Consider the following 26,580-nt stretch of genomic DNA (forward strand, 5'->3'; position numbering starts at 1 on the left):
GGCCGGAGGCCGCGGCTAGACCCATCCGGCCTGCAACAATCGTGAGGTGCCGTTCATGGCGTCGTCCCGCAAACGCGTATCCACCTCTTTGGCGACACTTGTCGTTCTGGCTGGAATCGGTGGATTGAGTTGGTTCGGTGCGCGTGAAGCGGCGGATTTCATGGAACGGCGCTCTGGGGTCGAGGTGCGGAACGCATTGGCTGATGCCGGGCAGGATTGGGTCGCGGTTCGCAGCGATGGGCTGCAGGTCCTGCTGTCGGGAACCGCTCCGACCGAGGTGGAGCGCTTCCGTGCCGTGACTCAGGCTGGAACCGTGATCGATTCCAGCCGGATCGTGGATGAGATGACTGTGATGGCCAGCGATGCTTTGGCTCCCCCAGCATTCAAGGTGGAACTGCTACGCAATGACGACGGGATCTCGCTGATCGGGCTGGTACCCGCTTCGACCGACCGGGCGGCCCTGGTCCATACCCTGCAGAGCGAGACGGCGGCTCCGAAAGTCACCGACCTGCTGGAGAATGCCGATTATCCGGCCCCGGAGCATTGGGATGAAGCGATCAGATATGGCTTGCGGGTCGCACAAATGACGCCACAGGCCAAGATCTCCATCGAAGCGGGGAATGTTGCGATCGAGGCACTTACCGAGAGCAGGGCCGAAAAAGGCCGGCTGGAGAAAGAACTGAGCCGCTCTCTGCCAGATTCGGTGGAACTGAACACGGATATATCCGCGCCACGCCCGGCGATAGCGCCCTTTACGCTGCGTTTCATGATCGACGATCAGGGCGCGCGCTTCGATGCATGCGCTGCCGATGACGAGGAAGGCAGGGAGCGCATTCTGGCGGCCGCCGTCCGGGCCGGGGTCAAGGGAACACCCGGCTGTACGCTGGCGCTTGGCGCACCTGCGCCGGAATGGGCCGATGCGGTGGTTGCTGCGATTGGGGCGGTCGCTGCGTTGAAACGGGGCACCGTGACCCTTTCGGATGCCGATATTGCATTGACAGTGCCAGCAGGCGTGGAACGCTCTGATTTCGACAAGGTGGTTACCAATCTCGAACAGGCGCTGCCCCCTGTCTTTTCGTTGAATGCCCATCTGGACGAGGCGCCCGATGCACCGACAGGACCGGCCGAGTTCTTCGCAACCATGTCGGCGGGTCGCGAAATGACCATGCGTGGCCGAATTGGCGACCAACAGATGTACGAGGCGGTCGACAGCTTTGCGCGAGCGCGGTTCACATCTGTTCAGGACAGCCTGCGCAGCGATGGAGATACGCCGGGCGGTTGGACGGTCAGGGTGATCGCGGGGCTTGAAGCCCTTGACGGGTTGGAGAAGGGGGCGGTCAAGGTGTCCCGGAATACGATTGAGCTTTCAGGGGATTCAGGTGACCCGCGTGCGGCGGAGCATGCCGCCGCCGCTTTGTCGAAACGTCTTGGTGCCGGTGCCAGGTATCAGCTTTCGATCCGATACGATCGTCGACTCGATCCGGCTCTGGCACTGCCTGACGGCGATCAATGCGTGGACCGGTTGAATATCATCATGTCGGAAGCGGCGATCGGGTTCGAGCCGAACAAATCAACGATCGCGGGTGATCCCACCGAGACCTTGGAGCGGATGTCGGAAGTCATGGCCGATTGCGCCGATTTCCAGATCGAAGCCGGAGGCCATACCGATTCGCAGGGATCGGAGGGGTTCAATGCCGACTTGTCACGGTCCCGGGCCCAAGCCCTGGTCAGTGCCATGTCAGATGCGGGAATCGATGTCACGAACATGACCTCGCGCGGTTATGGCGAAAGCCAGCCCATTGCCACCAATGACACCGAGGAGGGCCGTGAAGAGAACCGCCGGATCGAATTCCGCCTGATCTCCGAGCAACCCGTTCGCACAGAGCCTTTGCCCGCACCGGTGACCGTCGAAGGAACGACAGGTGAGGCTATGGATGCCGAACCGGATGTGGAGGTGCGGATGCATGTTGCAGATGATCCGGAAGCCGGGGAAGAGGTTGCCGGGCCGGAGATGCCATCGGCGAACGACATCTCTGGTGCCGCCCCCGCGACGGTTGGTGCCAGCGAAGAGTTCCAGACACTGGACGAACGCGAAGAAAATATTAGGCTACCGGTTCAGACGCCCGACGATGGCACCCCTCGTCCCGCGCCTCGTCCTGACGCAATCGAGGGCGAGGGGGAAAGCGACGAAGGCGAAACCCAGCAAAGTGAAGCCACTGAAGAATGAACCGTACCGAATTCATCGCCGCCACCGCAGTTATCCTGTTCACCGCTTTTGTCGTGGGATGGCTCGTCGGGTTGATCGTCCAGCGACTGACACGTCCGACCAGGGCCAGCATGAACGAGCTGGACCGGATGGCTCAGCAACTCCACGAGGCAGAGGACGCGCGGGACATGGCCGTGGCACGGTTGGAAGAGCGTGAGGCGGAGCTGATGAGCCGGCTTGCAGCCGCAGATGTGGATTTACAGGCAACGATGGACGCGCTTCGGATCAGCCGTGCTGAAATCGAGGAATTGCGGGATTATATCGAGAAAAAGCTGGCGCCGCGCTGATTGTTTCGGTGGCGGGGGCTGTCCGCCCCCACCCAGCCCGTCGGGCTGGGTTCCCCCGAAGGTATTTAGGCAAAGAAGAATTCGTCAGATACCGGCGTCGACGATGGCACGGGCAAGAACCGGGACGGTATCGCGGTTTAGCCCGGCGATGTTCAGGCGCGAATCGCCGACCATGTAGATGGCTGCATCGGTTTTCAGCTTCTTCACCTGCTCGGGTGTGGCGCCAAGGCGCGAGAACATTCCGCGATGCTGTGCGATGAAATCGAAGCGGTCGCTGCCCGACAGGTCGCGCAATTCCGAGGCGAGCTGTTCACGCAAGACCAGCATGCCGTTCCGAACATCTTCCAGTTCCGATGCCCAATCGGTGCGCAGCCCTTCGTCGGTCAGGATGGTACTCACGATGCGGGCACCATGGTCGGGTGGGAAGGAATAGGTCTGGCGATTCAGGAAGGCGAGGGAGCCCTGGCTCAGGTCGCGGGCGGCACTGTTTTCGGCAAGCGCCATCAGGATACCGGTCCGTTCGCGGTAGATGCCGAAATTCTTCGAGCAGGACGCCGCGATCAACACTTCGGGCAGGCGGGTTGCCAACAGGCGGGTGGCGGCGGCATCGGTATCCAGCCCGTCGCCAAAACCCTGATAGGCCAGGTCAATCAACGGCACCGCGCCGGATTTTTCGAGGATCGCCGCGATCTCTTCCCATTGTTCCAGGGATAGATTGGCGCCGGTGGGATTATGGCAGCAGCCGTGCAGCAGCACGATGTCGCCCTTTCCGGCCTTGGTGATATCCTCTTTCATCGCCTCGAAATCGACACCTCGTGTGTCGTTGTCGAAGTACCGGTATTCGACGAAAGGCAGCCCCATGAATTTCATGATAGACAGGTGGTTGGGCCAAGTCGGGTCCGAGACATGGACGGTCAGGCCGGGATTGGCCAGCCGTGCCAGTTCCAGCGCCTGACGGACAGCACCGGTACCACCAACTGTCGCGAGCGAGGCGAGGCGGTCGGACGGCGCGTCGCCCAGCACCATCTGCGCCATTGCGTTGCGGAACTCCGGTTCGCCGGCAAGGCCGGTATAGGCCTTGGTGCTCTGCGCCTCCCAAATCCGCTGTTCCGCGGTCTTGACCGCGCGCATGATCGGCGTCACGCCTTCGGGATTCCTGTAGACCCCGACGCCCAGATCGATTTTCCCCTGACGGGTATCGGCCTTGTATTCCTCGACCAGCATCAGGATCTTGTCGGGGGCTTGCGGTTTCAGATCGGTCAGCATCAGGCGTCTCCGGTTGCAATTTCGAGGTCGGGAAAGCTGCCCCATTCGGTCCAGCTTCCGTCATAGAGCGAGTGGTTGCGGTGACCGATCCGTTCCAGCGCGAGGCTGAGGATCGCGGCGGTCACGCCGCTGCCACAACTGGTGATGGCGGGCTTCGACAGATCCACCCCGGCGGCTTCGAACTCGGCACGGATGGCCTCGGGGTCTTTCATCGTGCCGTCTTTGTTCAACAGGCGACCGAAGGGCAGGTTTGTGGAGCCTGGAATATGGCCCGCACGTAGGCCGGGACGTGGTTCGTCTGCCTCGCCGCGGAAGCGTTCCGGGGCGCGGGCGTCGATGATCTCGTGATCGCCCAGCTTCGAGGCGGCGGCAACCTGGGTCACGTCGCGCACCAGCCCCGCCTGACGTTGCACGGTGATGTGGCGGTCGCGCAATACTGGGGGCATGTCCTCGATCGGACGACCCTCGGCCTGCCATTTGGCAAAACCGCCATCCAGAACTGCCACATCGGTCTTGCCCATCAGGCGGAAGGTCCACCAGACGCGGGCGGCGCTGCGAACATCGGAGTTGTCATAGACGACTACCTGGTGGCCGTCACCCACGCCCATCGCGCGCATCCGGCTGATGAACATCTCGACCGGAGGGGCCATATGCGGCAATTCGCTGCGCTTGTCGGAAATCGCCTCGATATCGAAGAACCGTGCGCCGGGGATATGCGCCCCGTCATACTCGGCGCGGGCATCGCGACCTGCTGCGGGCATATGCCAGCTTGCGTCGATCACCCGCAGATCAGGATCGTTCAGATGTCTGGCCAGCCATTCGGTTGAAACCAGCGTTTTCGGATCGTCCTGCATCGGCGCCCCCCTTGTCGGTACTGGCCCGATTTACAGGGGGACGGGACAGGCTGCAATGGCGGGATTGGCTTATCCGTTTTGTTTCAGCAATCGTTGCTTCTGCCGGTTCCAGTCGCGCTTGGCAGAAGTTTCGCGCTTGTCGGCAACCTTCTTGCCCTTGGCGATGCCGATCTTAAGCTTTACCAACCCGCGATGGTTGAAATACATCACCAGCGGCACGAGCGTCATCCCTTGCCGCCCAACGGCCTGCCACAGCCGCGCAAGTTCCCGTTTGTTCACCAGCAGCTTGCGCCTGCGGCGTTCCTCGTGCCCGAATACGCCGGCATTGGACAGCGAGGCGATATGCCCGTTGATCAGCCACAGTTCGCCATTCTCGATGGAGGCATAGCTTTCGGCGATATTCGACTGGCCGGTGCGCAGGGATTTCACCTCCGATCCGGTCAGCATGATGCCAACCTCCAGATCGCTTTCGATGAAGTAATCGAAACGCGCCCGCCGGTTTTCCGCAATCACCTTGTAGTTCTTGTTTTCGCTTTCTTTGGCCATGACGGCACCAGATAGGGATCGGTCAGGGCAAAGTAAAGATTTCCCGGCTTGCGGCGGGTGAGGGGCTCGCACAAACTGCCGGCAACAAGGGAGAGGCGAATGAAACCCGGACCGCGCAACCTGATCACCGATGTCACCGGCCTGCGGGTCGGCAATGCGCAGGATGTGGGGCTGCGTTCCGGCGCGACCGTGCTGACCGGCGATGCGCCTTTCGCGGCCTCGGTGCATGTCATGGGAGGGGCGCCGGGCACGCGGGACACCGATCTGCTGGCGCCCGACAAGCTGGTCTCACAGGTCGATGCGCTGGTGCTGTCGGGAGGTTCCGGATTCGGAGTGGCTGCTTGTGATGGCGTAATGGCAGGGCTGGCTGCGGAGGGCCGCGGCTTTGCCGTGGGCGAGGCACGGGTGCCGATCGTGCCCGGCGCGATTCTCTTCGACCTGCTCAATGGTGGAAAGAAGGATTGGGCGGAGAATCCCTATCCCGAACTCGGTTTGCGGGCCTACAAGGCCGCAACTTCGGAATTCGCCATCGGGAGCGAAGGCGCGGGGTCCGGAGCCATGACCGCACGATTGTGGGGTGGCTTGGGATCTGCCTCGGCAGTGCTGGAGAACGGGATGACGGTGGGGGCTCTGGTGGCAGTCAATGCGCTCGGCTCGGCCACCGTCGGCGAAACGCCGCATTTCTGGGCCGCTCCGTGGGAACTGGAGGATGAGTTCGGTGGCCTCGGACTTCCATCCGAATTTCCTGCCGCTGCCGAGCCCACGCCGTTCAAGCGTCCGGGCGAAGCCACGACGATTGCCATCGTCGCGACGGATGCGAGCTTGGACAAGGCCGGGCTGCAAAGACTGGCGACGGTGGCGCATGACGGATTGGCCCGGGCGTTGGTTCCCAGTCATACACCCCTTGATGGCGATCTGGTATTTGCCGTCTCGACCGGAGCGAAACCCCTGCAGGACGCGGTCGCGGATTCGTTCCTGCTTGGTCACACGGGGGCATCGGTTCTGGCGCGGGCCATTGCGCGGGCAGTCTTTGCCGCCAGATCGCGCCCCGACGATCATCGGGCTTGCTGGCAGGATATTGCGGAACGATAGTGATTCTGTCGGCACTTGCGGATAAGGCGACAACAAGCCATTTTGCAGCCGCTTATCTGCCAGAGGAATCCCGCCATGGATCTGCCCACATTGCTGACCGACATATCCGAGCGCTTGGGCGATCTGACTACGGCGCTGCTGATCGGGCTGCTGACCGGGGCGCTGTTCGGCTTTGCCGCGCAGCGCTCTGCCTTTTGCCTGCGTTCGGCAGCGGTGGAACTGGCGCGGGGCCGCCCGGGACCGCGCATGGCGGTCTGGTTGATGGCGGTTGGCGCCGCGGTGCTGTCGGTGCAGGGCGCGCGGATGGCGGGGCTGTTCGACGCGGATACCGCGCAACTGATGAATTTCGCCGGAAGCTGGTCCGGCGCGGTTATCGGCGGGCTGATCTTTGGCGTCGGCATGGTGTTGGCGCGGGGGTGTTCGGGACGGCTTCTGGTTCTGGCGGGGACCGGCAATCTGCGCTGCATGCTGGCCGGGCTGGTCTTTGCACTGGTTGCGCAGTTCACCATCGCGGGATTCCTCGCCCCGGTGCGGCAATCGGTAAACGGAATGTCGATGACCGCCGGAGGCCGCAACATGGATCTGCTGGCCGAATTTGGCTCGGGGCCGCTTGCCGGGGTTCTTGTTGGTGCAGTGATGCTGCTTGCAGCCATCGGTCTGGCAAGTCGAGCGGGGATCGGGCGCGGTGCGGGCATCTTTGCGGTGATCACGGGAATCGCCATCACCATCGGTTGGGTGCTGACCTATACGCAATCGCTGGTCTCGTTCGAGCCTCTGGGCGTGGTCTCGGCCACGTTTGCGGCACCTTCGGCGAATGTCGTGCTGTCGCTCATGACCGCCGAATTCGCGATGGATTTCAGCCTCGGCCTGATCCCCGGGGTGTTTCTCGGGGCGTTTCTTGGCGCGCTGGTCGGTGGTGAATTGCGGCTGGAGGGTTATCACAGCGTTCCGCAGATGCTGCGTTCTCTCGGCGGTGGGGCGCTGATGGGGTTCGGAGGCGTACTTGCGGGCGGTTGCGCGATCGGTGCGGGTGTCACCGGGGTATCGATCTTTGTCGGGCCGCTGGTGCTGGCGACGGTCTGCTTTTTCATCGGCGCATGGGCGGCGGATCGGGTCGTGGATCGCGAGGCCGCCGTGGCGCATGATCCGGTGCGGGTTCAGCGCTGAATCACCGCCGCGGATGGGCGGCGCGATAGACGGCCATCAGATGGGCATCATCGACACCGGTATAGACCTGCGTCGTGGACAGGCTGGCATGGCCCAGAAGTTCCTGGATGGTACGCAGATCCCCTCCGGCGGCCAGCAGATGGGTGGCGAAGGAATGGCGGAGCGCATGTGGCGTTGCCGAGGGCGGGAGCCCCAATGCGGCGCGAGCGCCGCGCAGCGCGGAGGCGATGGCATCCGATCCCAACCTGCCGCCACGCACGCCCCGGAACAGCGCTTGATCGGGGGCTAGTCGCCACGGGCAAAGGCGCAGATACTCGGCCACGGCGTCGCGGGCTATGGGCAGCATCGGCACATGCCGTTCCTTCCCGCCCTTGCCGGTAATCGTCAGCGCCTCGCGGAAGGGCCAGTCGCGGCCGTCCAGCCCCAAAGCCTCGGATATCCGCAATCCGCAGCCCCAAAGCAGCGTCATCACCGCGACATCGCGGGCAGCGACCCAAGGCGTGTCATGCCCGACCGCAACCATGTCCAGCGCATCCTGCGCCTGATCCGGCGAGAGCGGTCGCGGCAGGGAGCGGGCATATTTCGGGCTGCGCGCGGAGAGCGCGGCGGACAGATCGAAGCCTTCGCGATCCGAGAGCCAGCGCAGGAAACTGCGCACCGCCGATTGTCTTCGCGCCAATGAACGCGCGCCCAGCCCCCGCGCCCGCTCAGAGGCGGCGAAGGCGCGCATATCCGCTTGCCGCAGGGATGCCAGCGATTTCGGGGTGGCGGCCTCGCCGTGATGCGCCCCCAGAAAGCTCAGGAAGGCCAGCAGGTCGGCGCGATAGGCCGTGATGGTATGCGCTGACCTGTCGCGGGTTGCGGCCTCGATCTCCAGCCAGCGGGCCAACGCATCCGCCATGGCGGGGGCGAGGGCCAGCGGGCCGGGCGAGGTCATGCCCGCAGCCGCATGATCAGCACCAGCCGGAACACCTGCCCGAAGAATCGCAACAGGTCGGTGCCATGGGCGGGCATGAAGCGCGACTTGTCGGCGCTGCCCATCAGAAGCATTGCCTTTGGGCGCTTGGCTCCCAGATCAAGGGGCAGCAGCGCCTCCGAGGCGACGTCGCGTGCATGAGCAGGTTTCGTGATGGGTTCGGCGGGACGCAGGATGATGTCGTCACCACGCGGGGCGCGGCGGCCTGCGGCGATGATCTGGTCGATACTGCCTTCGGGCGTAACGATCACATCTTCGGGCAGGCCCGAAATAGCAGGCGTTTCCTCGACCACCAGCCGCAGCGTCTCGATTCGCAGAAGCGGCGCGATCTCGGATTGCAGGCTATCGATGAATTCGCCCAGATCGGCGGCTTCGAGCAGGCCGATCACCGCCCGATGCACTACCGCCGTTCCCGATTGGTTGTCATAGGCGGTGGCTATCACGCTTTCATGCTGCGCCTCGAGCCGGTCGAGGCGGGTTTCCAGCGCCTCCATCGCGCGGCCGCGAATATCTATCACGTTGTCGCCGGCCTCTGCCTCGCGCGCATCGACAAGCGCCCGCATCAGGTCGCGGTCGGCGAGGATGGCGCCGGGATCGGCCAGAAGCTTGTCACGAATCTCCTGATCGAGTTCCGACGTCATACCTGCCCCTTTCGATGTCATAATGTTCTCAGCCGATCTTCTGGCCGGTCTTTTCCCAATCGGCATTGAACTGCGCCAGGCCCTTGTCGGTCAAGATATGGTTCGCCATGGACTTGATGACAGCAGGCGGCGCGGTAATGACATCGGTGCCGATCTTGGCCACCTCGATGATATGGTTGACCGAACGGATCGAAGCCGCGAGGATCTCTGTCTCGTAGCCGTAATTGTCATAGATTTCCCGGATATCGGCGATCAGCTCGGCCCCGTCCAGATGGATGTCGTCCAGCCGCCCGATGAAGGGGCTGATGAAGGTCGCACCGGCTTTCGCTGCCAGGATCGCCTGCGCCGGAGAGAAGCAGAGGGTGACATTCACCATGTGACCCTCGTCCGACAGGGTGCGGCAGGCTTTCAGCCCGTCCCATGTCAGCGGCACTTTCACGGTGATATTATCGGCGATCTTGGCAAGGGTCTTGCCTTCGCGGATCATGTCATCGGCCTTTTCGGCCACGACTTCGGCGCTGACCGGGCCGTCCACCATCTCGCAGATCTCGCGGGTGACTTCGGTGATGTCGCGCCCGGCTTTCAGGATCAGCGAGGGGTTGGTCGTCACACCATCCACCATGCCCAGATCATTGAGCTCCTTGATAGCGGCAACATCTGCGGTATCGACAAAGAATTTCATGGCCCGGCTCCCTTTGTGCGGTTCGTGAGCGTCATACTCCAGATGGGTTCCGTCCGAAAGAGGGACAACCCTTCGCTGTGCAGGCTTGCAACCTGCCCGGCAGGTCGGCTTTATCTGCGCAATGAATTATGAAAGCACGCCCATCCATTTTCCCCCAGGCAGCCGGATCGCCGTGCTGACGACCGAACCTGTCGGGGTGCTGGACTATCTGGCACCCGAAGGGGGCGTCAGACAGGGGCAGCTTGTGCGTGTGCCTCTTGGGCCGCGCCGGGTTCTGGGGCTGGTCTGGAGTGAGGGGACTGGCGATTTCGATCTGGCCAAGCTGCGTCCGGTCGGCAAGGCGCTGGAGGCGGAGCCGTTCCAGCCCGGCTTCATCGATTTCCTGACCCGTGCCGCTGATTACACCCTGACCCCGCCGCCCTTGATGCTGCGCATGGCCACACGCGCGCCGGACCTGGACCAGCCACCAGCCGCCCGCCGCGTGATCGTGCCCGCCGGCGATCCCCCAGATCGGATGACCGAGGCGCGCTCGCGCGTCCTGCAGGTTATGGCCGATCACGGCGGGGCCAGTTTCGCACCGTCCGAGCTTGCGCAACTGGCCGGGGTCGGGACATCGGTGGTCAAGGGGCTGGTCGCGCAAGGCACGCTGGCCGAGATCGAGGCGCCGCGCGACCTGCCCTATCCGCGTCTCGATCCATCGCTGCCCGGAAAACCGCTTGCCGAGGATCAGCAGGCCGCTGCCGACAGTCTGCGTGGCGCGATCCGCGAGGGGGGCTATGGCACCACGCTACTGCGTGGCGTCACCGGGTCGGGCAAGACGGAGGTCTATCTGGAAGCCGTCGCAGAATGCCTGGCGCGGGGGCGGCAGGCACTTGTTCTGCTTCCGGAAATCGCGCTTTCGGCCGAGTTCCTGGAGCGTGTCGAGGCGCGTTTCGGCGCGCGCCCCGGCGAATGGCACAGCGGCATCACCCGCACCGAGCGCCGCCGCCTGTGGCATATGGCCGGGCGCGGAGAGGTCGGGCTGGTGGTCGGTGCGCGCTCGGCCCTGTTCTTGCCCTTTCGCGACCTGGGGCTGATCGTTGTCGATGAGGAACATGACGGCAGCTACAAGCAGGAGGACGTGGTTTACTACAATGCCCGCGACATGGCGGTGCTGCGGGCCTCGATCTGCAAGGCGCAGGTGGTGCTGGCCTCGGCCACGCCAAGCCTTGAAAGCTGGGTGAATGCGGGCAGCGGGAAATACCGGCGGCTGGATTTGCGCTCGCGCTATGGCGAGGCGGAACTGCCCGACATGACCGCCATCGATCTGCGCGCTGAGGACATGCCTTCCGGGCGCTGGATCTCTCCGACCCTGGCGGGGGCGGTCGAGGCGCGGCTGGCGCAGGGCCAGCAATCGCTGCTATTTCTGAACCGGCGCGGCTTCGCGCCGGTGACGGTTTGCCGGGCCTGTGGCGAGCAGATCGGCTGTCATCAATGCGATGCGCGGATGGTCGAACATCGTTTCCAGAACCGCCTTGTCTGTCATCAATGCGGCGAGACTCGGGCCATACCCACGGCCTGCCCGTCCTGCGGTGTCGAGGGCAAGTTGGCGCCTATCGGACCTGGTGTCGAACGCATCGCCGAGGAGGTCGCGGAGCGGTTTCCCGAGGCCAAGGCGACGGTGCTTTCCTCGGATCTGTTCCATTCGGCGCGGGCACTGAAAGAGACCATTGCGGCGATTTCCGAGGGTGATACGGATATCATTATCGGTACTCAGATCGTAGCAAAAGGGCATAATTTTCCAAGGCTTACGCTTGTCGGCGTGATCGATTCCGACCTGGGGCTGCAGGGCGCCGACCTGAGGGCGGCAGAGCGGTCCTTTCAATTGATGCGGCAGGTGGCGGGGCGCGCGGGGCGGCAATCGGGGCAGGCGCCGGGCGTGGCGATGCTGCAAACGCATCAGCCCGATCACGCAGTTATCCGGGCGATCCTGTCTGGCGAGGACGAGACCTTCTGGGATGCCGAGGCGGTGGGGCGGCAGGCGGCTGGGATGCCTCCTTTCGGACGGCTGGCGGGGATCATCCTGTCGCATCCCGATCTTGCCACGGTCACGGGATTTGCCCGGCAATTAGCTGAAAATTCGGGTCTTTTGCGTGATGCAGGGGCCGAGCTGTGGGGGCCGGCGCCGGCGCCGATCGCGCGGGTAAGGGGGCGGCACAGGATGCGGATGCTGATCCATGCGCCGCGCCAGGCGCAGCTGCAGGCGGCGATTGCCGACTGGCTGGCGCTGCACAAGCCGCCGACCAATCTGCGGTTGGCGGTGGATATCGATCCGCAAAGCTTTCTGTAGAAGCCCGGTCGGCAGATGAGCCGATATTGCCCGCGCAACGCCTGCGTGCGTTGCATCGGCACAGTCGCGCAACACGCATCCGATTCAGCCAGCAAATGCTGGGATTCTGGCTGCACAACTCGTACACTGAACGTGCACAACCTGTACACCGAACGTACACAGGCAGCGCGCGTTGCGCGACGATTTGCCCGTTTTCACGCGAAGGAAGAGGCATCCGAAGCGTAAACCCGGTATCCGCGCGTCGAACTTAGTATGAAAAACATACTAAACCGGATCGCGAGGAAAATCGAACCTTGCCACGGGCTGGAAGATCGCCACATCCTCTCGGGAGAGGGGTTGGTTAATGCGCTATTTCGTCCTTGCGGTTCTCGTTGCGGGCCCTGCTATCGCGCAGGATTGTCATCCCAGTTACGAGGGTGCATGCGTTCCGATCGCCAGTGATGTGGATTGCGCCGGCGGCAGCGGAAACGGTCCCGAATATGTTCAGGGACCGGTCCATGTTGTCGGGCCGGATGAATACCGGCTGGATTGGGATGACGACGGTATCGCCTGCGAGCGGTGAACGCCCGGACGGCCTGACAGTCAGTTCCGAAGCACGATGCAGCGACCGCCGATCTTCTTGAATTTCAGGCAGAAGCTTGTGGCTTCGCGCCTGCTCTCATAGCCGATCTGGGCGGTATAGATGGGTCGCGGCTTGCCGTTCAGCTTCTTGCGGACATAACCGACGCGCTTGCCCCCGAGAATCGGGTTCAGGCTGCGGTTCAGGCGGTTGACCTGTTGAATGGCGCCGGATCGGCTTGGATGGCTGGCGACGATCACGCCCCATGGAAAGACGCGGGGCTGGATGATGAATTCGCGCAGACTGCGGTCGCCAGCCATTTTCTCGCAAGCTGGGCGGAACTCCATTTCGGGAGTCAGGTCCAGCTTCAAGTCGCTTGCGCCGGGTGGGCTGTCGCGCCAGCGCAGGGCGCTGAAACCGGTGATCGCCTCGACATAATCCAGCGTTTCATAGGGCAGGGTGGTCTGCTTGGCGATGAAGCGGGCGGCGCGGTTCTCGCCGCCGTTATAGGCGATGGCGGCCAGCCCGATATTGCCGAAATTGTCCCTCAGATAATCCAGATACCACGCGGCCTTGCGGATCGCCTGCGCCGGGTTGAACGGATCGTCGAGATCGTAGAGAGCGGCGGTGCCCGGCATGAACTGGGCAATTCCCAAGGCTCCGGCAGGGCTGACCGCGCCGGGCTCGAACCGGCTTTCCTTCCAAAGCAGGCGCGCCAGGAAATTCGGGTCGAGCTCGTTCTCGGCGGCGTTGCGTTCGATCAGTTGGCAGACATCGCTGGCGTAATGCTCCAGCCGGACACAATCGCGTCCATCATCCGAACAGCGCGTCTTTTCGCTGGCCTGGGCAGGGGGATTACCCTTGACGGCATCCACGGCGGGCCGTGCCATGGCCTGGCCGGAGATAGTGAACAAGATCAAAATAAACGATATGAATTGGCGCATCGTAAGGCAAAGATGTCCGGCGGGATCGCTAGATCCCACCTTATCCCTTCTTGCTGGATTTCTTGGATTTTTCCTTGGCACTCTCGGCCTTGCGGGCTGCTTTCCTTGCCGCCTTCCTCGCTTCCTTCTCGGCTGCTTTCGCGGCTTTCATGGCGGCGCGCCGGGCGTCCTTTTCCAGCTTCTTCGCCGCTTTCCGGGCTTCTTTCTCGGCCTGTTTGGCAACTTTTCTGGCCGCCTTTTTCGCGGCTTTTTCGGCGGCTTTGACGGGGCTGACCGGGGAGGCGTCCGGTGGCGTCGTGTCGGTTTTTGCAGCGCCGGTTGTGGTTGCGGGTGCTGGTGGCGATGCGGGCGACACAGGTGTCACCGCAGCGGGACGAGGGGTGGGTTTCGCGGAAGCCTTGGCGACCCTGCGCGCGCCGGTTCGCTGGTCTGGCTTGCGGGTTTCGGAGGCTTTGCGGCCCGCGGGTTTGCGGGTGCCGCCGTGCGTCGCGGTTTTTGCCTTGGCGGCGGCCGTTCGTCCAGTTGTGGCAGGTTTGGGGGCGGAGGCTTTGGAGGTGGCGGGTTTGGTGCCGGTGGTTTCCCTGGCCTTGCCCTCTGGTGTCAGGCCGCGGCGGCGGCGCTCGACCGTGCAACGCCGCAAGGCTGCGCCGAGCAGATCCGCGCGCGAGACATCGCCATTCCTGCCCGGTTCACCGGCGGTTGCGACTGCCTTGCCGAGATCGTCGATCAGGCGCATCAGATCGTCTGCGCTCAATGCGGCGATGGCGGGTTGCCTGCTGGCGGTGGCCAGTGATTGCTCTTTCGCAGGCAGAATTTCCTGCTCGAGTTTCTGATAATTCGGCATGACGGACCTTCTTGGAGGCTGATCGGTATGTTGGCGCGCAGATTGCGGGAGAGTTCGGAGATTTGCAATTGAAATGGCCCCGATCGACGATCGGGGCCATAAAATTCGTGAATCTCCGGGTTCGGATCACCGCGCGGGGACGGCGCTTTCAACCAGCGGGGCTTGCGTTTCGGAGGTTTCAGCCGCTGCGGTTGCCTGCGCCTGTTCCCTTGCCGGGATGACATAGCCTTCCGGGGTTTCGATCAGCGGGCCTTCGTAGCGAAGGCTATCGGCCTGGCTGCGCACCGTCACGCGGGTGCCTTTTCCGGTTTCGTCGAACAGGTCCATGATGTCCTGGTTGAACAGGCGGATGCAGCCTGCCGAGGTGGCCTTGCCGATCGACGAGGGGTCCATGGTGCCGTGGATGCGGTAATAGGTGTCGCGGCCACCGCGATAGAGATACAGCGCGCGCGACCCAAGGGGATTGTCGACGCCGCCGGGCAGACCGCCGGCGAATTGCGCATAAAGCTCGGGCTCGGTGCGGATCATGTTCTGGGTGGGCGTCCAGCTTGGCCATCTCTTCTTGACCGAGATGACGGCATTGCCGGTGAAGCCCTTGCCGGCGCGGCCGACGGCGATGCCGAAGCGCATCGCCTCGCCATTTTCCATCACGTGATAGAGTACGCGGGCATAGGGATCGACGACGATCGTGCCGGGAGCCTCGGGGCCGTTATAGGGGACGCGCTGGCGTTTGTTGCGTTCGTTCAGATAGGCGGCGCGCACCGCGGGGATCTCGATCGGTTCGCCATTCGGGCCGGCGTCGGTGCGGGCGTTGTATATCGCGGGCACGTCCCCGGAGGCGAGATTGATGGAGGTGGGCTGGGTGGAGCCGCAGGCGGAGAGGCCGAAAGCCACCACTGCAAGCAGGTAAGCGAAGCGCATCGTCAAATTCCTTGTTCGGCAGCAGATGCGCTGAAACCGGCGCATCCGAGGCAACGTCTTTATCGCGAATCCAGTACGGCAGCAGAACCATACGCGATTCGAGCTTGTTCCATCAGCCTGTCACCGGGTTGGGCAGTCAACCCCGATGGCCGTTCATGGCGGGAATTGATCGGAACCTGTGGCTAATCGATCCTAGTAAATGCCCTCATAAGGTGAAATATAAACGCTTATGCAACCTATAGGTGTTTACGATCACAACGGCTTTATCTCGTTTCGTGGAGAAATCACATGAATGTGCTTCATCCGACGGCTTTTCAGCAAAATTGCCGGTTGGTGGACACAGGCTGCGCCCTGCCTGTCCCGACAGGGCCGATTGCCCTTCGCAGAGCGCGTGACTAAGCTGATCCGAAACCAGTAAAGACATTTGACGTGATAAATAAAGACACCACTCGGTCCTCGGCCTTTGCACCTTTTAGGCACCATGATTTCCGTATTCTATGGGGTGCAACGCTGGCGTCGAATTTCGGCGGGCTGGTGCAGGCGGTCGGCGCCGCGTGGCTGATGACCCAACTGACCGAGAGCGCGACGCTGATCGCGCTGGTTCAGGCCTCGAACACTTTGCCGATCATGCTGTTGGCGCTTATCTCGGGGGCACTGGCGGATCTGTTCGACCGCAAGTTGCTGCTGGTGACCGCGCAGAGCCTGATGCTGCTGGCATCGGCCCTGCTCGCTTTCGTGGCGTGGCAGGGATGGCTGACACCCTGGATGCTGCTGAGCTTCACCTTCCTGATCGGAGCGGGGCAGGCGCTGTACAACCCGCCCTGGCAGGCCAGCATGGGAGATCTGGTCCCGCGAGAGGATTTGCCCGCGGCGGTGACGCTGAATTCGGTCGGCTTCAACCTGATGCGCAGTGTTGGCCCGGCCGCAGGTGGTTTCATCGTCGCAGCATTCGGGGCCGCGGCGGCCTTTACCGTGAATGCCGCGAGTTACCTGCCGCTGATCGGTGCGCTGGCGCGATGGAAACCGGATATCGCGCCCCGAACCGCCCCGCGGGAACATTTTATCCCTGCGGTGGGGGCGGGGCTGCGTTACGTGGCGCTGTCACCCAATTTGCTGCGGGTGATCCTGCGGGGCGCGCTGTTCGGTTTTGCCGGTGTATCGGTGCTGGCACTGTTGCCGCTGGTCGCCAAGAGCCACCCCGAGGGCGGATCGCTGCTGTTCGGGGGGCTGCTTGGCTGTTTCGGGGTCGGAGCAATCGCGGGGGCGATGCTCAACCCGCGCATCAGGGCGAGCTTCGACAACGAGATCGTGATCCGCTTCGCCTTTCTCGGCTTTGGCCTTGCGGCGGGAATCCTGGGGCAGACCCAATCGGTTTGGCTTCATGCGCTGGCGATGCTGCCGGCGGGGGCGTCATGGGTGCTGGCACTGTCGCTGTTCAACGTGACCGTGCAGCTTTCGACACCGCGTTGGGTCGTGGCGCGCGCGCTGGCGCTTTACCAGACGGCGACTTTCGGCGGCATGGCTGCTGGCTCGTGGGTTTGGGGCGGCGTGGCCGGTGCACAGGGGCTTGGCACAGCCCTCACCACGGCGGGGGCGTTGCTGGCGGTGGGCGCATTGATCGGGCTATGGTTCCGCGCGCCGGAATTCGGCAAGGCCGATCTCGATCCCGCCAACCGTTTCCAGGAGCCCGCCCTGCGGCTGGATCTGCGGGGGCGGTCCGGCCCGATCATGGTCATGGTCGATTACCGGATCGCGCAGGAGGACGTTCCCGAGTTCCTGCGCCTGATGCAGCAAAGGCGCAATATTCGACGCCGCGATGGCGCCCGGAACTGGGCTCTGCTGCGCGATCTGGAACATCCCGACCTGTGGTCGGAGAGCTATCACATCGCGACCTGGGACGAATATGTGCGCCACAATCTGCGCCGCACCAAATCCGATGCCGAAGTCACTGCCGAATTGCGAGCCCTGCATATCGGCGAGGGCGATCCGGCGGTGCATCGCATGATCGAGCGTCATTCGGTAAGTTTGCAGGATGACGTTCCGCTGGTCGGCAAGCTCGAGGTGCCCTGATATGGCAGACAACCCGCTGGTCATCGCCCCCAATCTCAAGCGCCGCCTGTCGGGCGTGACCGCAACGGTGGTGCGGCTGATCCCGGTGCAGGCCCGGATGATCGAGATCTGTGCCACCGGTCCCGGCCTGCCGCCCGGATTGCCGCATATTCCGCTGATCCGCACCGCCATGATGCCGCGCGACCGATGGCGGGTCTGGCATGCCCGGCGCAATACCGAGATGCTGTTGGGGCTGGTGCTGACACGGCTGTTGCGCCGCAAATACCGGCTGTTGTTCACCTCGGCGTCGCAGAGAAAACATAGCGGCTATACCAAGTGGCTGATCGGCCGGATGGACGCGCTGGTGGCGACCTCGGCCAAGGGGGCGGGTTATCTGGACCATCCCGCGCAGGTCATCCATCACGGTATCGATACCAAAGGCTTCGCCCCGCCGGGGGATCGCCGGGCGTTGCGCGAAAGGCTGGGATTGCCTGCGGGCGATCTGCTGGTCGGTTGTTATGGCCGTATACGGGCGCAAAAGGGGACCGGCGATTTCGTGCAGGCGATGATCGCGCTCTTGCCCGCGCGTCCGGATGTCACCGCGCTGGTCATGGGCCGGGCGACCGAGAAATATCAGGGCTACCTTGCCGATCTGAAGCGGCAGGTCGAAGAGGCCGGGCTGGGCGGGCGAATCCGTTTCCTGCCAGAGGTGACGGTCGATCGGATGGCCGACTGGTATGGTGCGCTGGATCTTTACGTGGCGCCGCAGAGATGGGAAGGATTCGGCCTGACACCGCTGGAGGCGATGGCCTGTGGCGTGCCGGTCGTGGCCACTCGCGTCGGTGCTTTCGAGGAGTTGATCGTGCCAGAGACCGGAACGTTGATCGCACCACAAGACGGGGCCGCGATGCAAAAGGCGGTGGCGGCGTGGTTGGATCATCCCGAAGCATTGGCCGCGGCGGCTCTTGCCGCGCGCGATCATGCCGTGCGGAACCACGGGATCGAGGTCGAGGCACGTGCGCTGGTCGACATCTATCGCGAATTGCTGGCGTGGTCATGACCCAGCTGCGCTTCCATATCGCCCGGCTGCTGCGCGACGAGGCGGCGCTTGCGCGGTTGTCGGTTCCGCAGGGCAATCTGCTGGCCGCATTGGAGGGCAAGAAGGTAGCGCTGATCGGCAATGCCCGGTCTTTGGCCGAGACGGATCACGGTGCCGAGATCGACGCCGCCGATCTGGTCATCCGGATCAATCGCGCGCCCATCCCCTCGGCGCAGAGCCATGGCAGCCGGACAGATTGGCTGGCCCTTGCCGTCCGCCTGTCGGATCAGGATCGTACGCGTATCGCCCCGGACCGTATCCTGTGGATGTCGCCCAAGCGTAAGAGACTGGACTGGCGCAGTGCGGACAGCGCCGGGTTCTACCTGCATCCGCTAAGTGATTACCGGGCGTTGAAGGATCGGCTGGCCGCACCGCCCACCACCGGCGCGATGATGATCGACCTGCTGATGCGTTCCGCCCTGTCCCGGCTGACGCTTTACGGTTTCGACTTTTTCGCCAGTCAGAGCCTTTCGGGGCGTCGCACCGCCGAGCAGGTGCCGCATGATTTCAGTGCCGAGGCGGGTTGGGCCGCCGATCTCGCGCGGAGCGACGGCCGATTGATTCTGCCCGAACCACCTGCAAGCGCAGAAGGGTAAGCCGATGTTCCCGATCCGCGACCATAATCCGTCCCAATGCCGGCCGATCGTCACCTATGTGCTGATCGCGGCGAATGTGGTCATGTATCTGTTGACCCTGCCCATGCTGGATGGCGGAGAAATGCTGTGGGCGCGGCTGGCGCTGTATCCGCTGGCGATCTCGAACGGAGAGATGCTGTGGGGGTTGCTGACGCATATGTTCCTGCATGCGGGTTTCATGCATATCGCGGGCAACATGCTGTTTCTGTGGATATTCGGGGATAACCTCGAGGACCAGATGGGGAGGGTAGGCTTCCTGGCCTTCTATCTGGCCTGCGGGCTTGCCGCCGCTGCCGGGCAGATCGCCGCCGATCCGTTCTCGCCCGTTCCGATGGTCGGTGCCTCGGGTGCCATTGCGGGCGTGATGGGCGGATATCTGCTGCTGTTTCCGAAGGCGCGGATCGATATCCTGTTCATATTCATCATCTTTTTCAAGATTTTTACCGTTCCCGCATGGATCATGCTGATCCTGTGGTTCGCAATCCAGCTTTTTGGCGGGTTTGCCTCGGTCGGATCAGAGGGCGGCGTCGCCTATTGGGCCCATGCCGGAGGTTTCGTTGCCGGGCTCGTCCTGACCCTGCCTCTGTTCCTGCGTCGTGGAGGCCCCGCATTCTGGAACCGGACCCATGGCAAGCCGCCTCATGCCGATGCGGTCTATGCGCCAAGCCGCATTCCACGCGTGCGGCGCTGAGGCCGATCCGTCAGAGCGGCATTCGCCCGGTACTCATATGACGCTTGCGTCCGAAGCCGGGACGTCGCTCGACGGAAAAGCCTGCCGCTTCCAGCGCCCGCCGCACATGCCCGGCGGCGGTATAGGTCGCGAAGCTGCCGCCGGGCGCGGTATGGCGTCTGACCTCGGCCAGCAACTCGTCCGACCACATCTCGGGATTCTTTGCGGGTGAAAAGCCGTCCAGGAACCATGCATCCGCCCGGCCCTGCCATTGCGGCAGCGTCTCACGGACATTGCCCTTGATCAGCCGCAGCTCCACCTGTCCCACCGCGATCACCTCGCGGTCCCAACCGGCACGCAATTCTGCCGCCAGATCAGCCAATTCGGGGAAGGCGGCATGGGCCTGTTCGAGTTGCGGCAGGCTCATGGGAAAGGCTTCGAAGCTGGTCATCCTGACCGGCATCTCTGTTATTGCCGCCAGGGCCAGGCAGTTCAGCCCGGTGCCGAAGCCGAGTTCCGCGACGTGGAAACCGGGGACAAGCCGCGCGGGCAGGTCGTTTCCGGTCAGGAAGACATGCCGGGTCTCTGCCAGCCCGTCGGCGAGGCTGAAATAGGGGTCGTCGAAGCGCGTTGCCACCGGCACTCCGCCCTCGCGCCATTCCAGGGCGGGCTCATGGCGTCCCGCAACAGCCGGGGGCTCTGCCCCCGGGCCCCCGGGATATTTGCATGAAGAAGAAGGGGTGGGTGATTTTGAAGTGGGGGGCATATTCGCTGGCGATGTTTGCGTGATCCGGACAGCTATAGAGGTCAAGCCGCATCCGTGGCAACTATCGCCGAGGGATGCGATGCGGCTGACTTGCGCCGTGAATGCGAGGCGATATATTCGGCCCTTGCCGTTTTCCAACGAAAGGTCGTGATCGTCTTGCCCAATCCCAACAGATCAGTCAGCGCCGATATAACCGTTATCGGCGGCGGTATCCTTGGCCTGTGCTGTGCATGGGAGATGATCCGCCGTGGCGCTCGGGTTCGGGTGATCGAGGGAAAACGCATCGGGGCGGGTTCGTCGGGTGGTCATGTCGGAGCACTGGCGCCGCATGCGCCCGAGAACTGGAACGAGAAGAAGGCATTTCAACTGGACAGCTTGCTGATGGCTGTGGATTTCTGGGCCGAGGTCGAGGCGGTATCCGGATCGTCGACGGGCTATGCCCGCTCGGGTCGGTTGCAGCCCGTCGCCGATGCGGAGGCTGCGGAAAATCTGCGGGATCGCATTGCCGCCTCTGCCCGGCAATGGCCTGCCGAGATGGCAATGCGGTTGACGGATCGACCCGACGCGCCCTTGTTGCCGCAAAGTCCTTCGGGGATTTGGCTGGAGGATCGCCTGACGGCCCGGATCAATCCGCGCGCCGCGCTTGCCGCGCTTGCCGAAGCGATTCGGGCCAGGGGCGGAGAGGTTATCGAGGGTTCTGCGGCACGATTGCAGGACATCTCCGGTCCCGTCCTTTGGGCAACCGGGGCCAAGGGGCTGGAGAGCCTGTCGCAAGACCTGGAGCGAGCCGTTGGGAAAGGGGTGAAGGGGCAGTCGGCTTTGCTGCGGTTTGACGCATCGGACGCGCCGCAGCTATTTGCCGAGGGTATCCATATTGTGCCGCATGGCGATGGCAGCGTGGCAGTTGGTTCGACCTCCGAGAACGAATTTGCGCATGATCGCGTCGATGCTCGGCTTGACGAGATTGTCGCCCGAGCCCGCGAGATATGCCCGCAGCTTGCCGAAGCACCGGTCATCGATCGCTGGTCGGGGCTTCGGCCCCGCGCGAAAAGCCGTGCCCCTTTGCTTGGGCGGTGGCCTGGTCGGCATGGGCATTTTGTCGCGAATGGCGGGTTCAAGATCGGCTTTGGCATGGCGCCGAAGATCGCCGCGATCATGGCCGATCTGATGCTGGACGGGGTCGACGCGATTCCGGGCGGGTTCCGGTTGACATGAGCCGGGCCGCGCGCGGGTCAGGATGATCGGGCCGTCAGACCGCCCCCGGCATCCCGTCGCCGGGAGACGTCCAGCGTAGCCTCGGATTGGCGGATTTCGCGCAGGGTCCGGTGGATGTATGTCAGGTGCCGGTGCGCCGCGTCATGCGCGGCCTCGGCATTCCGTTCGATGATCGCAAGCGCGATGGCGTGGTGCTGGTCGCGCAGTCGGTCGCGGGTGCCCGGCACTGAAAAAAGCCGGCCGCGATTATAGATCACGTCGCGGCGCAGATTGCCCGATAGTGCCCGCATGATCTGAAGCAGCACAAGGTTATGGCTGGCTTCGTATATCAGCAGATGCAACTCGGTATCGGCTTCGGCCTCCCTGTCCGGTTCGGCTGCGGCATGGGCCTGCTCGATCCGTTCCAGGCAGGTCTGGATGCGGCGCAGATCGACCTCATTGGCGCGCTTTGCCGCCAATGCCGCGGCCTGGCATTCGACGATATCCCTGAATTCCAGGTAATCATCCGCCAGTTCCGCCCGCCCGGACAGCAGCATCAGCAGCGGATCCGAGATGGCCGCGGCCCCCAGTTGAGCCACGCGGAGCCCCTTGCCATCGCCGGTTTGCAGCAGCCCCTTGTCTTGCAGCATCTTCAGCCCGTCGCGCAGGGTCGGGCGAGAGACGTTCAGCCGCCGTGCGAGTTCCCGTTCGGGCAGCAGCGGTTCATCGGGGCGCAACGTGCCTTCGAGGATCAGGGCTTCGATATGGCGTGCCACGCTCTCGGCGGCCTTTTCGGGTTTGATGGCGGTCCCGGTCATCGCGCCTCCTGCTTTGCACCCACACAATCCCATTTGACAGGTTTGGTCAAATTATTTTACCAAGAACATATTGCAAGGAAGAGGCGTCCCATGGCCGGCATCGCCATGCCCCAGCCAGATGAGCGTATCCTGGAACGTGCCCCGCAGATCGTGACGGCGCTGCGCGGGGTCTTGCCCGAGGATGCGGTGATCGATGATCCGCAGGAGACGCTCGCTTATGAATGCGATGCGCTGACGGCCTATCGTTGTGCGCCGCTTGCAGTGGTCCTGCCGCGCACGACGGCAGAGGTCGCCGAAGCGATGCGGGTCTGCGGCGTCATGGGGGTGCCGGTGGTGCCGAGGGGCGCGGGAACTTCGTTGGCGGGCGGGGCGCTGCCGACAGCCGATTGTGTCGTGATCGGCACGGCTCGGCTGAACCAGGTGCTGGAGATCGACACAGATAACCGTTTCATCCGGGTGCAGACCGGTGTCACAAATCTGTCGGTTAGCGAGGTGCTGGAGCCGCATGGGTTTTTCTATGCGCCCGATCCGTCCTCGCAATTGGCCTGCACCATCGCGGGGAATATCGCGATGAATTCGGGCGGGGCGCATTGCCTGAAATACGGGGTGACGACGAATAACCTGATGGGCGCGACGGTGGTCTTGACCACGGGCGAGATCGTCGAATTGGGCGGGGCAGAGCTGGCATCGTCAGGTTTGGACTTACTTGGCCTGTTGTGTGGATCAGAGGGACAGCTCGGGATCGTGACCGAGGCGTTTTTGCGTATCCTCCCCCGCCCCGAAGGAGCCCGTCCGATGCTGATTGGCTTCGACAGTCCCGAGGTCGCCGGAGAATGCGTGGCACGCATCATCCGCTCGGGCGTGCTGCCGGTCGCGATTGAATATATGGACGAGCCGTGCCTGCGGGCCGTCGAGGATTTTGCTCAAGCAGGATACCCCAAATGCGCCGCTGTGCTGATCGTCGAGGTCGAGGGCTCACCGGATGAGATCGCCGATCAGATCGCCCGCATCCGGGCGATTGCGGATGAGCTGGAACCGGTCGAGTTCCGTGAAAGCCGCAACGCCGATGATGCGTTGGCGATCTGGAAAGGGCGGAAATCCGCCTTCGGCGCGATGGGGCGGTTGGGGGATTACATCTGCCTCGACGGGACGGTGCCGGTCGGGCAACTGCCACATACCCTGCGCCGGATCGGGGAATTGTCGAAACAGCACGGGCTGGAGGTCGCCAATGTCTTCCATGCAGGTGACGGCAACATGCATCCGCTGATCCTGTTCAACGCCAATGAGCCGGGGCAGTTGGAGCGCGCCGAGGCATTTGGGGCTGATATTCTGCGGCTTTGTGTCGAGGTCGGCGGTTGCCTCACCGGAGAGCACGGCGTGGGGGTTGAGAAGCGCGACCTCATGGATGTGCAGTATGATGCGCCGGATCTGGCGATGCAAATGGAGGTGAAGGATGTCTTCGACCCCACGTGGATCCTGAACCCGGCAAAGGTCTTTCCGCTTCAAGCCAGTGCCGCCCACCGCCTGAAGGCAGTCCAATGACTTCTGAAACCATCAGCCGGACGACCAACACCCCGAAGACCGAGGCCGAGTTGGCCGAGATCGTCGCGGGGCATTTCGCGGGTTGTCAGCCGCTGCGGACTATGGGCGGAGGAACCCGTGTGCAGGCCGATCATATTGCGGGGGATACGCTGACTACCCGCGCCATGTCAGGTGTTGTGACCTATGAACCCGGAGAGATGACGCTGATCGCCCGCGCTGGCACGCCCTTGTGGGAGATCGAGGCGATGCTGGTCTCGGAAGGGCAGGCCCTTGCGTTCGAGCCGCCCGACCTGCGCGGCGTTCTTGGCAGCGACGGCACACCGACAATCGGCGGGATGGTCGCGGCAAATGCCTCGGGGCCGCGAGGGATCATGGCCGGCGCCTGCCGCGATCACTTGCTGGGCGTGCGGTTCGTCGATGGGCAGGGGCGCGTCCTGAAGAATGGTGGGCGGGTGATGAAGAACGTCACCGGGCTGGATTTGTCCAAATTGCTTTGCGGCTCTTTCGGAACTCTTGGGATTTTGACTGAGGTGGCGATGAAGACGCTCCCTCATGCACAGGCCCGTGGCACGCTGGCCATTCGCGGCGTTGACGATGCCGAGGCGCTCAGGACCTTCACAACCGCGCTGGCCACTCCGTTCGAGATATCCGGTGCCGCGTTTCATGACGGCACCGCGTGGTTGCGGATCGAGGGCCTGCCACCGCAGCTCGCCTATCGGCAGAAACGCCTGCAAGAGTTGTTCGGTGCTTATGAAATCACGTTTCTGGACGCCGAGGCTACCGTCACGCTCTGGCGCGACTTGCGGGATGTGGCACATTTTGCCGGGACGGATACTCCGCTGTGGCGTGTGCCGGTCAAACCGAGTGACGCGCCTGCGCTCACGGCATCGCTGCGCGCCTTGGGTGGGCAGACGTCGCTGGATTGGGGCGGCGGGCTGATCTGGTATTGCGGACCGGGAGAGGCCAGCGCCGTTCGGGACATCGCTCCCCATGCGATGTTGGTCCGGCGGGGTGGAGTGGAAGGCTCGGCCTTCCCGAGGCAGTCCGCGGCGGTGGAGCGGCTGTCACAGGAATTGCGCCGGAAATTCGATCCTGCGGGGATTCTCAATCCTGGCCTGATGGGGGGCTGACATGCAGACGATTTTCACGCCCGACCAGCTTGTCGATCCCGCCACCGCGCGTTCCAACGAGATCCTGCGTTCCTGCGTGCATTGCGGCTTTTGCACCGCAACTTGCCCGACTTACAAGCTGTTGGGTGACGAGTTGGACAGCCCGCGCGGCCGCATCTACTTGATCAAGGATATGCTGGAAAACAGCAAGGTTCCCGACGACAAGACCGTCAAGCATATCGACCGCTGCCTGTCATGCCTGTCCTGCATGACCACCTGTCCCTCGGGTGTGCACTATATGCACCTGGTCGATCATGCCCGCGAATATATCGAAGAGAACTACCGCCGCCCGCTATTCGAGCGGGTCTTGCGGTCGGTTTTGGCGAAGGTCCTGCCTTATCCGGGGCGGTTTCGGCTGGTGCTGAATGCCGCGCGAATTGTCCGGCCATTACGCCGTTTCATGCCCGATGTCCGGCTTCGTGCGATGCTGGACATGGCACCAGAGACGATCCCGCCGGTCAGCCGCAATGATGCACCTCAGGTTTTCCGGGCTCAGGAACCGAGGCGGAAGCGCGTGGCGCTGCTAATCGGTTGCGCTCAGCGGGCACTGAATACCGATATCAACGATGCCACCATTCGCCTCTTGCGCCGTCATGGCTGTGAGGTGGTGATCCCCGACGGCATCGGGTGCTGTGGCGCTTTGACCCATCATATGGGCAAGACCACCGAAAGCCATGCCATGGCCGCCGCGAATATCCGCGCGCTGGCTGCCGAGCTTGACGGAGACGGCCTTGATGCGGTGGTGATCAACACCTCGGGCTGCGGCACCACCGTCAAGGATTACGGGCATATGTTCCGAAACGATCCGCTGGCCGGGGATGCGGCGCGGGTGGCGAAGCTCGCGAGGGATGTCACCGAGGTGATGGCCGATTTGGGTTTGAAAGACGCCGGTCATGCCGAGCCGCTTCGGGTGGGCTATCACGCTGCCTGTTCATTGCAGCATGGCCAGCAAATCCGGGCCGCGCCCAAGGAGTTGTTGACGCAGGCAGGCTTTACGGTGCTTGAGCCCCGTGACAGCCATATCTGCTGCGGTTCCGCCGGGACCTATAACCTGATGCAGCCCGAGATCTCCGGTGAACTGAAAACCCGCAAGATCGAGACGCTGGAGGCGCTGGAGCCTCAGGTCATCAGCGCCGGGAATATCGGCTGCATGATGCAGATCGGTTCGGGAACCGCTGTGCCGGTCGTTCACACTGCGGAACTGTTAGACTGGGCGACCGGGGGGGCGCGCCCGCGTGGGTTGGCCGAAAGGCGGGGCTGAGCG

25 protein-coding genes are annotated in these 26,580 nt (G+C 63.4%); 14 read left to right on the top strand and 11 right to left on the bottom strand.

Annotation, left to right across the window (positions count from 1 at the left end):
- The first annotated feature begins 55 nt into the window (after window positions 1-55).
- Window positions 56-2,227 carry an OmpA family protein gene (locus JHX88_RS01250; protein WP_076522431.1) on the top strand — a complete coding sequence of 724 codons (2,172 nt, stop codon included), beginning with the start codon at window positions 56-58 and terminating at the stop codon, window positions 2,225-2,227.
- The gene (locus tag JHX88_RS01255; RefSeq protein ID WP_076522432.1) at window positions 2,224-2,553 is read left to right on the top strand and encodes a hypothetical protein; all 330 of its coding nucleotides are present in this window, start codon (window positions 2,224-2,226) and stop codon (window positions 2,551-2,553) included. The genes JHX88_RS01250 and JHX88_RS01255 overlap by 4 nt, the downstream gene beginning before the upstream one ends.
- Window positions 2,554-2,637: 84 nt before the next feature.
- On the opposite strand, the gene JHX88_RS01260 is transcribed toward JHX88_RS01255, so the two are convergent.
- The 3 genes from JHX88_RS01260 to smpB all read right to left on the bottom strand — a co-directional run bounded on the left by JHX88_RS01260 (window position 2,638) and on the right by smpB (window position 5,219).
- Window positions 2,638-3,819: an amino acid aminotransferase gene (locus JHX88_RS01260; RefSeq protein WP_076522433.1), complete on the bottom strand. Its 1,182-nt coding sequence runs from the start codon at window positions 3,817-3,819 to the stop codon at window positions 2,638-2,640.
- A complete protein-coding gene (gene sseA, locus JHX88_RS01265) occupies window positions 3,819-4,673 on the bottom strand; it encodes a 3-mercaptopyruvate sulfurtransferase (RefSeq protein ID WP_076522434.1) in 855 nt (284 codons plus the stop codon). The genes JHX88_RS01260 and sseA overlap by 1 nt, the downstream gene beginning before the upstream one ends.
- Window positions 4,674-4,742: 69 nt before the next feature.
- Window positions 4,743-5,219, bottom strand: a complete 477-nt coding sequence (gene smpB, locus JHX88_RS01270; protein WP_076522435.1) for an SsrA-binding protein SmpB — start codon at window positions 5,217-5,219, stop codon at window positions 4,743-4,745.
- A 99-nt stretch (window positions 5,220-5,318) separates the two neighbouring features.
- Between smpB and JHX88_RS01275 the strand changes: the two genes are divergently transcribed.
- Both JHX88_RS01275 and JHX88_RS01280 read left to right on the top strand, forming a co-directional pair.
- Window positions 5,319-6,311 (top strand): P1 family peptidase, encoded by a 993-nt coding sequence (locus JHX88_RS01275; protein ID WP_076522436.1) that lies wholly within the window; start codon window positions 5,319-5,321, stop codon window positions 6,309-6,311.
- Between the two features lie 75 nt (window positions 6,312-6,386).
- Window positions 6,387-7,478 carry a YeeE/YedE family protein gene (locus JHX88_RS01280; protein ID WP_076522437.1) on the top strand — a complete coding sequence of 364 codons (1,092 nt, stop codon included), beginning with the start codon at window positions 6,387-6,389 and terminating at the stop codon, window positions 7,476-7,478.
- A gap of 1 nt (window position 7,479) precedes the next feature.
- Here the strand turns inward: JHX88_RS01280 and JHX88_RS01285 are convergent, their stop codons facing one another.
- Genes JHX88_RS01285 through fsa form a run of 3 tightly spaced genes read right to left on the bottom strand, consistent with a single transcriptional unit; the run spans window position 7,480 to window position 9,777 of the window.
- Window positions 7,480-8,415, bottom strand: a complete 936-nt coding sequence (locus JHX88_RS01285) for a tyrosine recombinase XerC (protein WP_076522438.1) — start codon at window positions 8,413-8,415, stop codon at window positions 7,480-7,482.
- Window positions 8,412-9,095: a DUF484 family protein gene (locus JHX88_RS01290; RefSeq protein ID WP_076522895.1), complete on the bottom strand. Its 684-nt coding sequence runs from the start codon at window positions 9,093-9,095 to the stop codon at window positions 8,412-8,414. Before JHX88_RS01290 ends, JHX88_RS01285 begins: the two co-directional genes overlap by 4 nt.
- Window positions 9,096-9,123: 28 nt before the next feature.
- Window positions 9,124-9,777 (bottom strand): fructose-6-phosphate aldolase, encoded by a 654-nt coding sequence (fsa, locus tag JHX88_RS01295; protein ID WP_076522439.1) that lies wholly within the window; start codon window positions 9,775-9,777, stop codon window positions 9,124-9,126.
- 121 nt (window positions 9,778-9,898) lie between these two features.
- Between fsa and JHX88_RS01300 the strand changes: the two genes are divergently transcribed.
- Entirely contained in the window at window positions 9,899-12,106 is a 2,208-nt protein-coding gene (locus JHX88_RS01300; RefSeq protein WP_076522440.1) for a primosomal protein N', read from the top strand.
- 343 nt (window positions 12,107-12,449) lie between these two features.
- On the top strand, window positions 12,450-12,668 hold the full coding sequence (locus JHX88_RS01305; protein ID WP_076522441.1) for a hypothetical protein: 219 nt from the start codon (window positions 12,450-12,452) through the stop codon (window positions 12,666-12,668).
- A gap of 20 nt (window positions 12,669-12,688) precedes the next feature.
- On the opposite strand, the gene JHX88_RS01310 is transcribed toward JHX88_RS01305, so the two are convergent.
- The 3 genes from JHX88_RS01310 to JHX88_RS01320 all read right to left on the bottom strand — a co-directional run bounded on the left by JHX88_RS01310 (window position 12,689) and on the right by JHX88_RS01320 (window position 15,374).
- Window positions 12,689-13,555, bottom strand: a complete 867-nt coding sequence (locus JHX88_RS01310) for a lytic transglycosylase domain-containing protein (protein ID WP_272848154.1) — start codon at window positions 13,553-13,555, stop codon at window positions 12,689-12,691.
- Between the two features lie 94 nt (window positions 13,556-13,649).
- Window positions 13,650-14,345, bottom strand: coding sequence for a hypothetical protein (locus JHX88_RS01315; RefSeq protein WP_141225721.1), 696 nt, complete (start codon window positions 14,343-14,345; stop codon window positions 13,650-13,652).
- A 234-nt stretch (window positions 14,346-14,579) separates the two neighbouring features.
- Complete coding sequence (locus JHX88_RS01320) at window positions 14,580-15,374, bottom strand: L,D-transpeptidase (RefSeq protein WP_076522443.1); 795 nt, start codon at window positions 15,372-15,374, stop codon at window positions 14,580-14,582.
- 429 nt (window positions 15,375-15,803) lie between these two features.
- Between JHX88_RS01320 and JHX88_RS01325 the strand changes: the two genes are divergently transcribed.
- The 4 genes from JHX88_RS01325 to JHX88_RS01340 are packed head-to-tail and all read left to right on the top strand — an operon-like array spanning window position 15,804 to window position 19,848.
- Window positions 15,804-17,444, top strand: coding sequence for an MFS transporter (locus tag JHX88_RS01325; RefSeq protein ID WP_272848155.1), 1,641 nt, complete (start codon window positions 15,804-15,806; stop codon window positions 17,442-17,444).
- Window position 17,445: 1 nt separating this feature from the next.
- Window positions 17,446-18,483 carry a glycosyltransferase family 4 protein gene (locus tag JHX88_RS01330; protein WP_076522444.1) on the top strand — a complete coding sequence of 346 codons (1,038 nt, stop codon included), beginning with the start codon at window positions 17,446-17,448 and terminating at the stop codon, window positions 18,481-18,483.
- Window positions 18,480-19,118, top strand: a complete 639-nt coding sequence (locus JHX88_RS01335) for a glycosyltransferase family 29 protein (RefSeq protein ID WP_076522445.1) — start codon at window positions 18,480-18,482, stop codon at window positions 19,116-19,118. The genes JHX88_RS01330 and JHX88_RS01335 overlap by 4 nt, the downstream gene beginning before the upstream one ends.
- 4 nt (window positions 19,119-19,122) lie before the next feature.
- Window positions 19,123-19,848: a rhomboid family intramembrane serine protease gene (locus tag JHX88_RS01340; RefSeq protein ID WP_076522446.1), complete on the top strand. Its 726-nt coding sequence runs from the start codon at window positions 19,123-19,125 to the stop codon at window positions 19,846-19,848.
- 10 nt (window positions 19,849-19,858) lie between these two features.
- Here JHX88_RS01340 and mnmC2 read toward each other — a convergent pair whose 3' ends face one another.
- Window positions 19,859-20,593 carry a tRNA (5-methylaminomethyl-2-thiouridine)(34)-methyltransferase MnmC2 gene (mnmC2, locus tag JHX88_RS01345; RefSeq protein WP_076522447.1) on the bottom strand — a complete coding sequence of 245 codons (735 nt, stop codon included), beginning with the start codon at window positions 20,591-20,593 and terminating at the stop codon, window positions 19,859-19,861.
- A gap of 156 nt (window positions 20,594-20,749) precedes the next feature.
- Here mnmC2 and JHX88_RS01350 point away from each other — a divergent pair, with 156 nt between their 5' ends.
- Entirely contained in the window at window positions 20,750-21,808 is a 1,059-nt protein-coding gene (locus tag JHX88_RS01350; RefSeq protein ID WP_076522903.1) for an NAD(P)/FAD-dependent oxidoreductase, read from the top strand.
- 17 nt (window positions 21,809-21,825) lie between these two features.
- Here JHX88_RS01350 and JHX88_RS01355 read toward each other — a convergent pair whose 3' ends face one another.
- Entirely contained in the window at window positions 21,826-22,605 is a 780-nt protein-coding gene (locus tag JHX88_RS01355) for a FadR/GntR family transcriptional regulator (RefSeq protein ID WP_076522448.1), read from the bottom strand.
- A 99-nt stretch (window positions 22,606-22,704) separates the two neighbouring features.
- On the opposite strand from JHX88_RS01355, the gene JHX88_RS01360 reads away from it, so the two are divergent.
- From JHX88_RS01360 to glcF, 3 genes are read left to right on the top strand one after another with little or no spacing between them, the layout of a single operon-like run.
- The gene (locus JHX88_RS01360) at window positions 22,705-24,147 is read left to right on the top strand and encodes an FAD-linked oxidase C-terminal domain-containing protein (RefSeq protein WP_272848247.1); all 1,443 of its coding nucleotides are present in this window, start codon (window positions 22,705-22,707) and stop codon (window positions 24,145-24,147) included.
- Window positions 24,144-25,277, top strand: a complete 1,134-nt coding sequence (glcE, locus tag JHX88_RS01365) for a glycolate oxidase subunit GlcE (RefSeq protein ID WP_076522450.1) — start codon at window positions 24,144-24,146, stop codon at window positions 25,275-25,277. Before JHX88_RS01360 ends, glcE begins: the two co-directional genes overlap by 4 nt.
- 1 nt (window position 25,278) lies before the next feature.
- Window positions 25,279-26,577: a glycolate oxidase subunit GlcF gene (gene glcF, locus JHX88_RS01370; protein ID WP_076522451.1), complete on the top strand. Its 1,299-nt coding sequence runs from the start codon at window positions 25,279-25,281 to the stop codon at window positions 26,575-26,577.
- Window positions 26,578-26,580: the final 3 nt, after the last annotated feature.

Source organism: Paracoccus saliphilus, from assembly GCF_028553805.1.
Taxonomy (GTDB): domain Bacteria; phylum Pseudomonadota; class Alphaproteobacteria; order Rhodobacterales; family Rhodobacteraceae; genus Paracoccus; species Paracoccus saliphilus.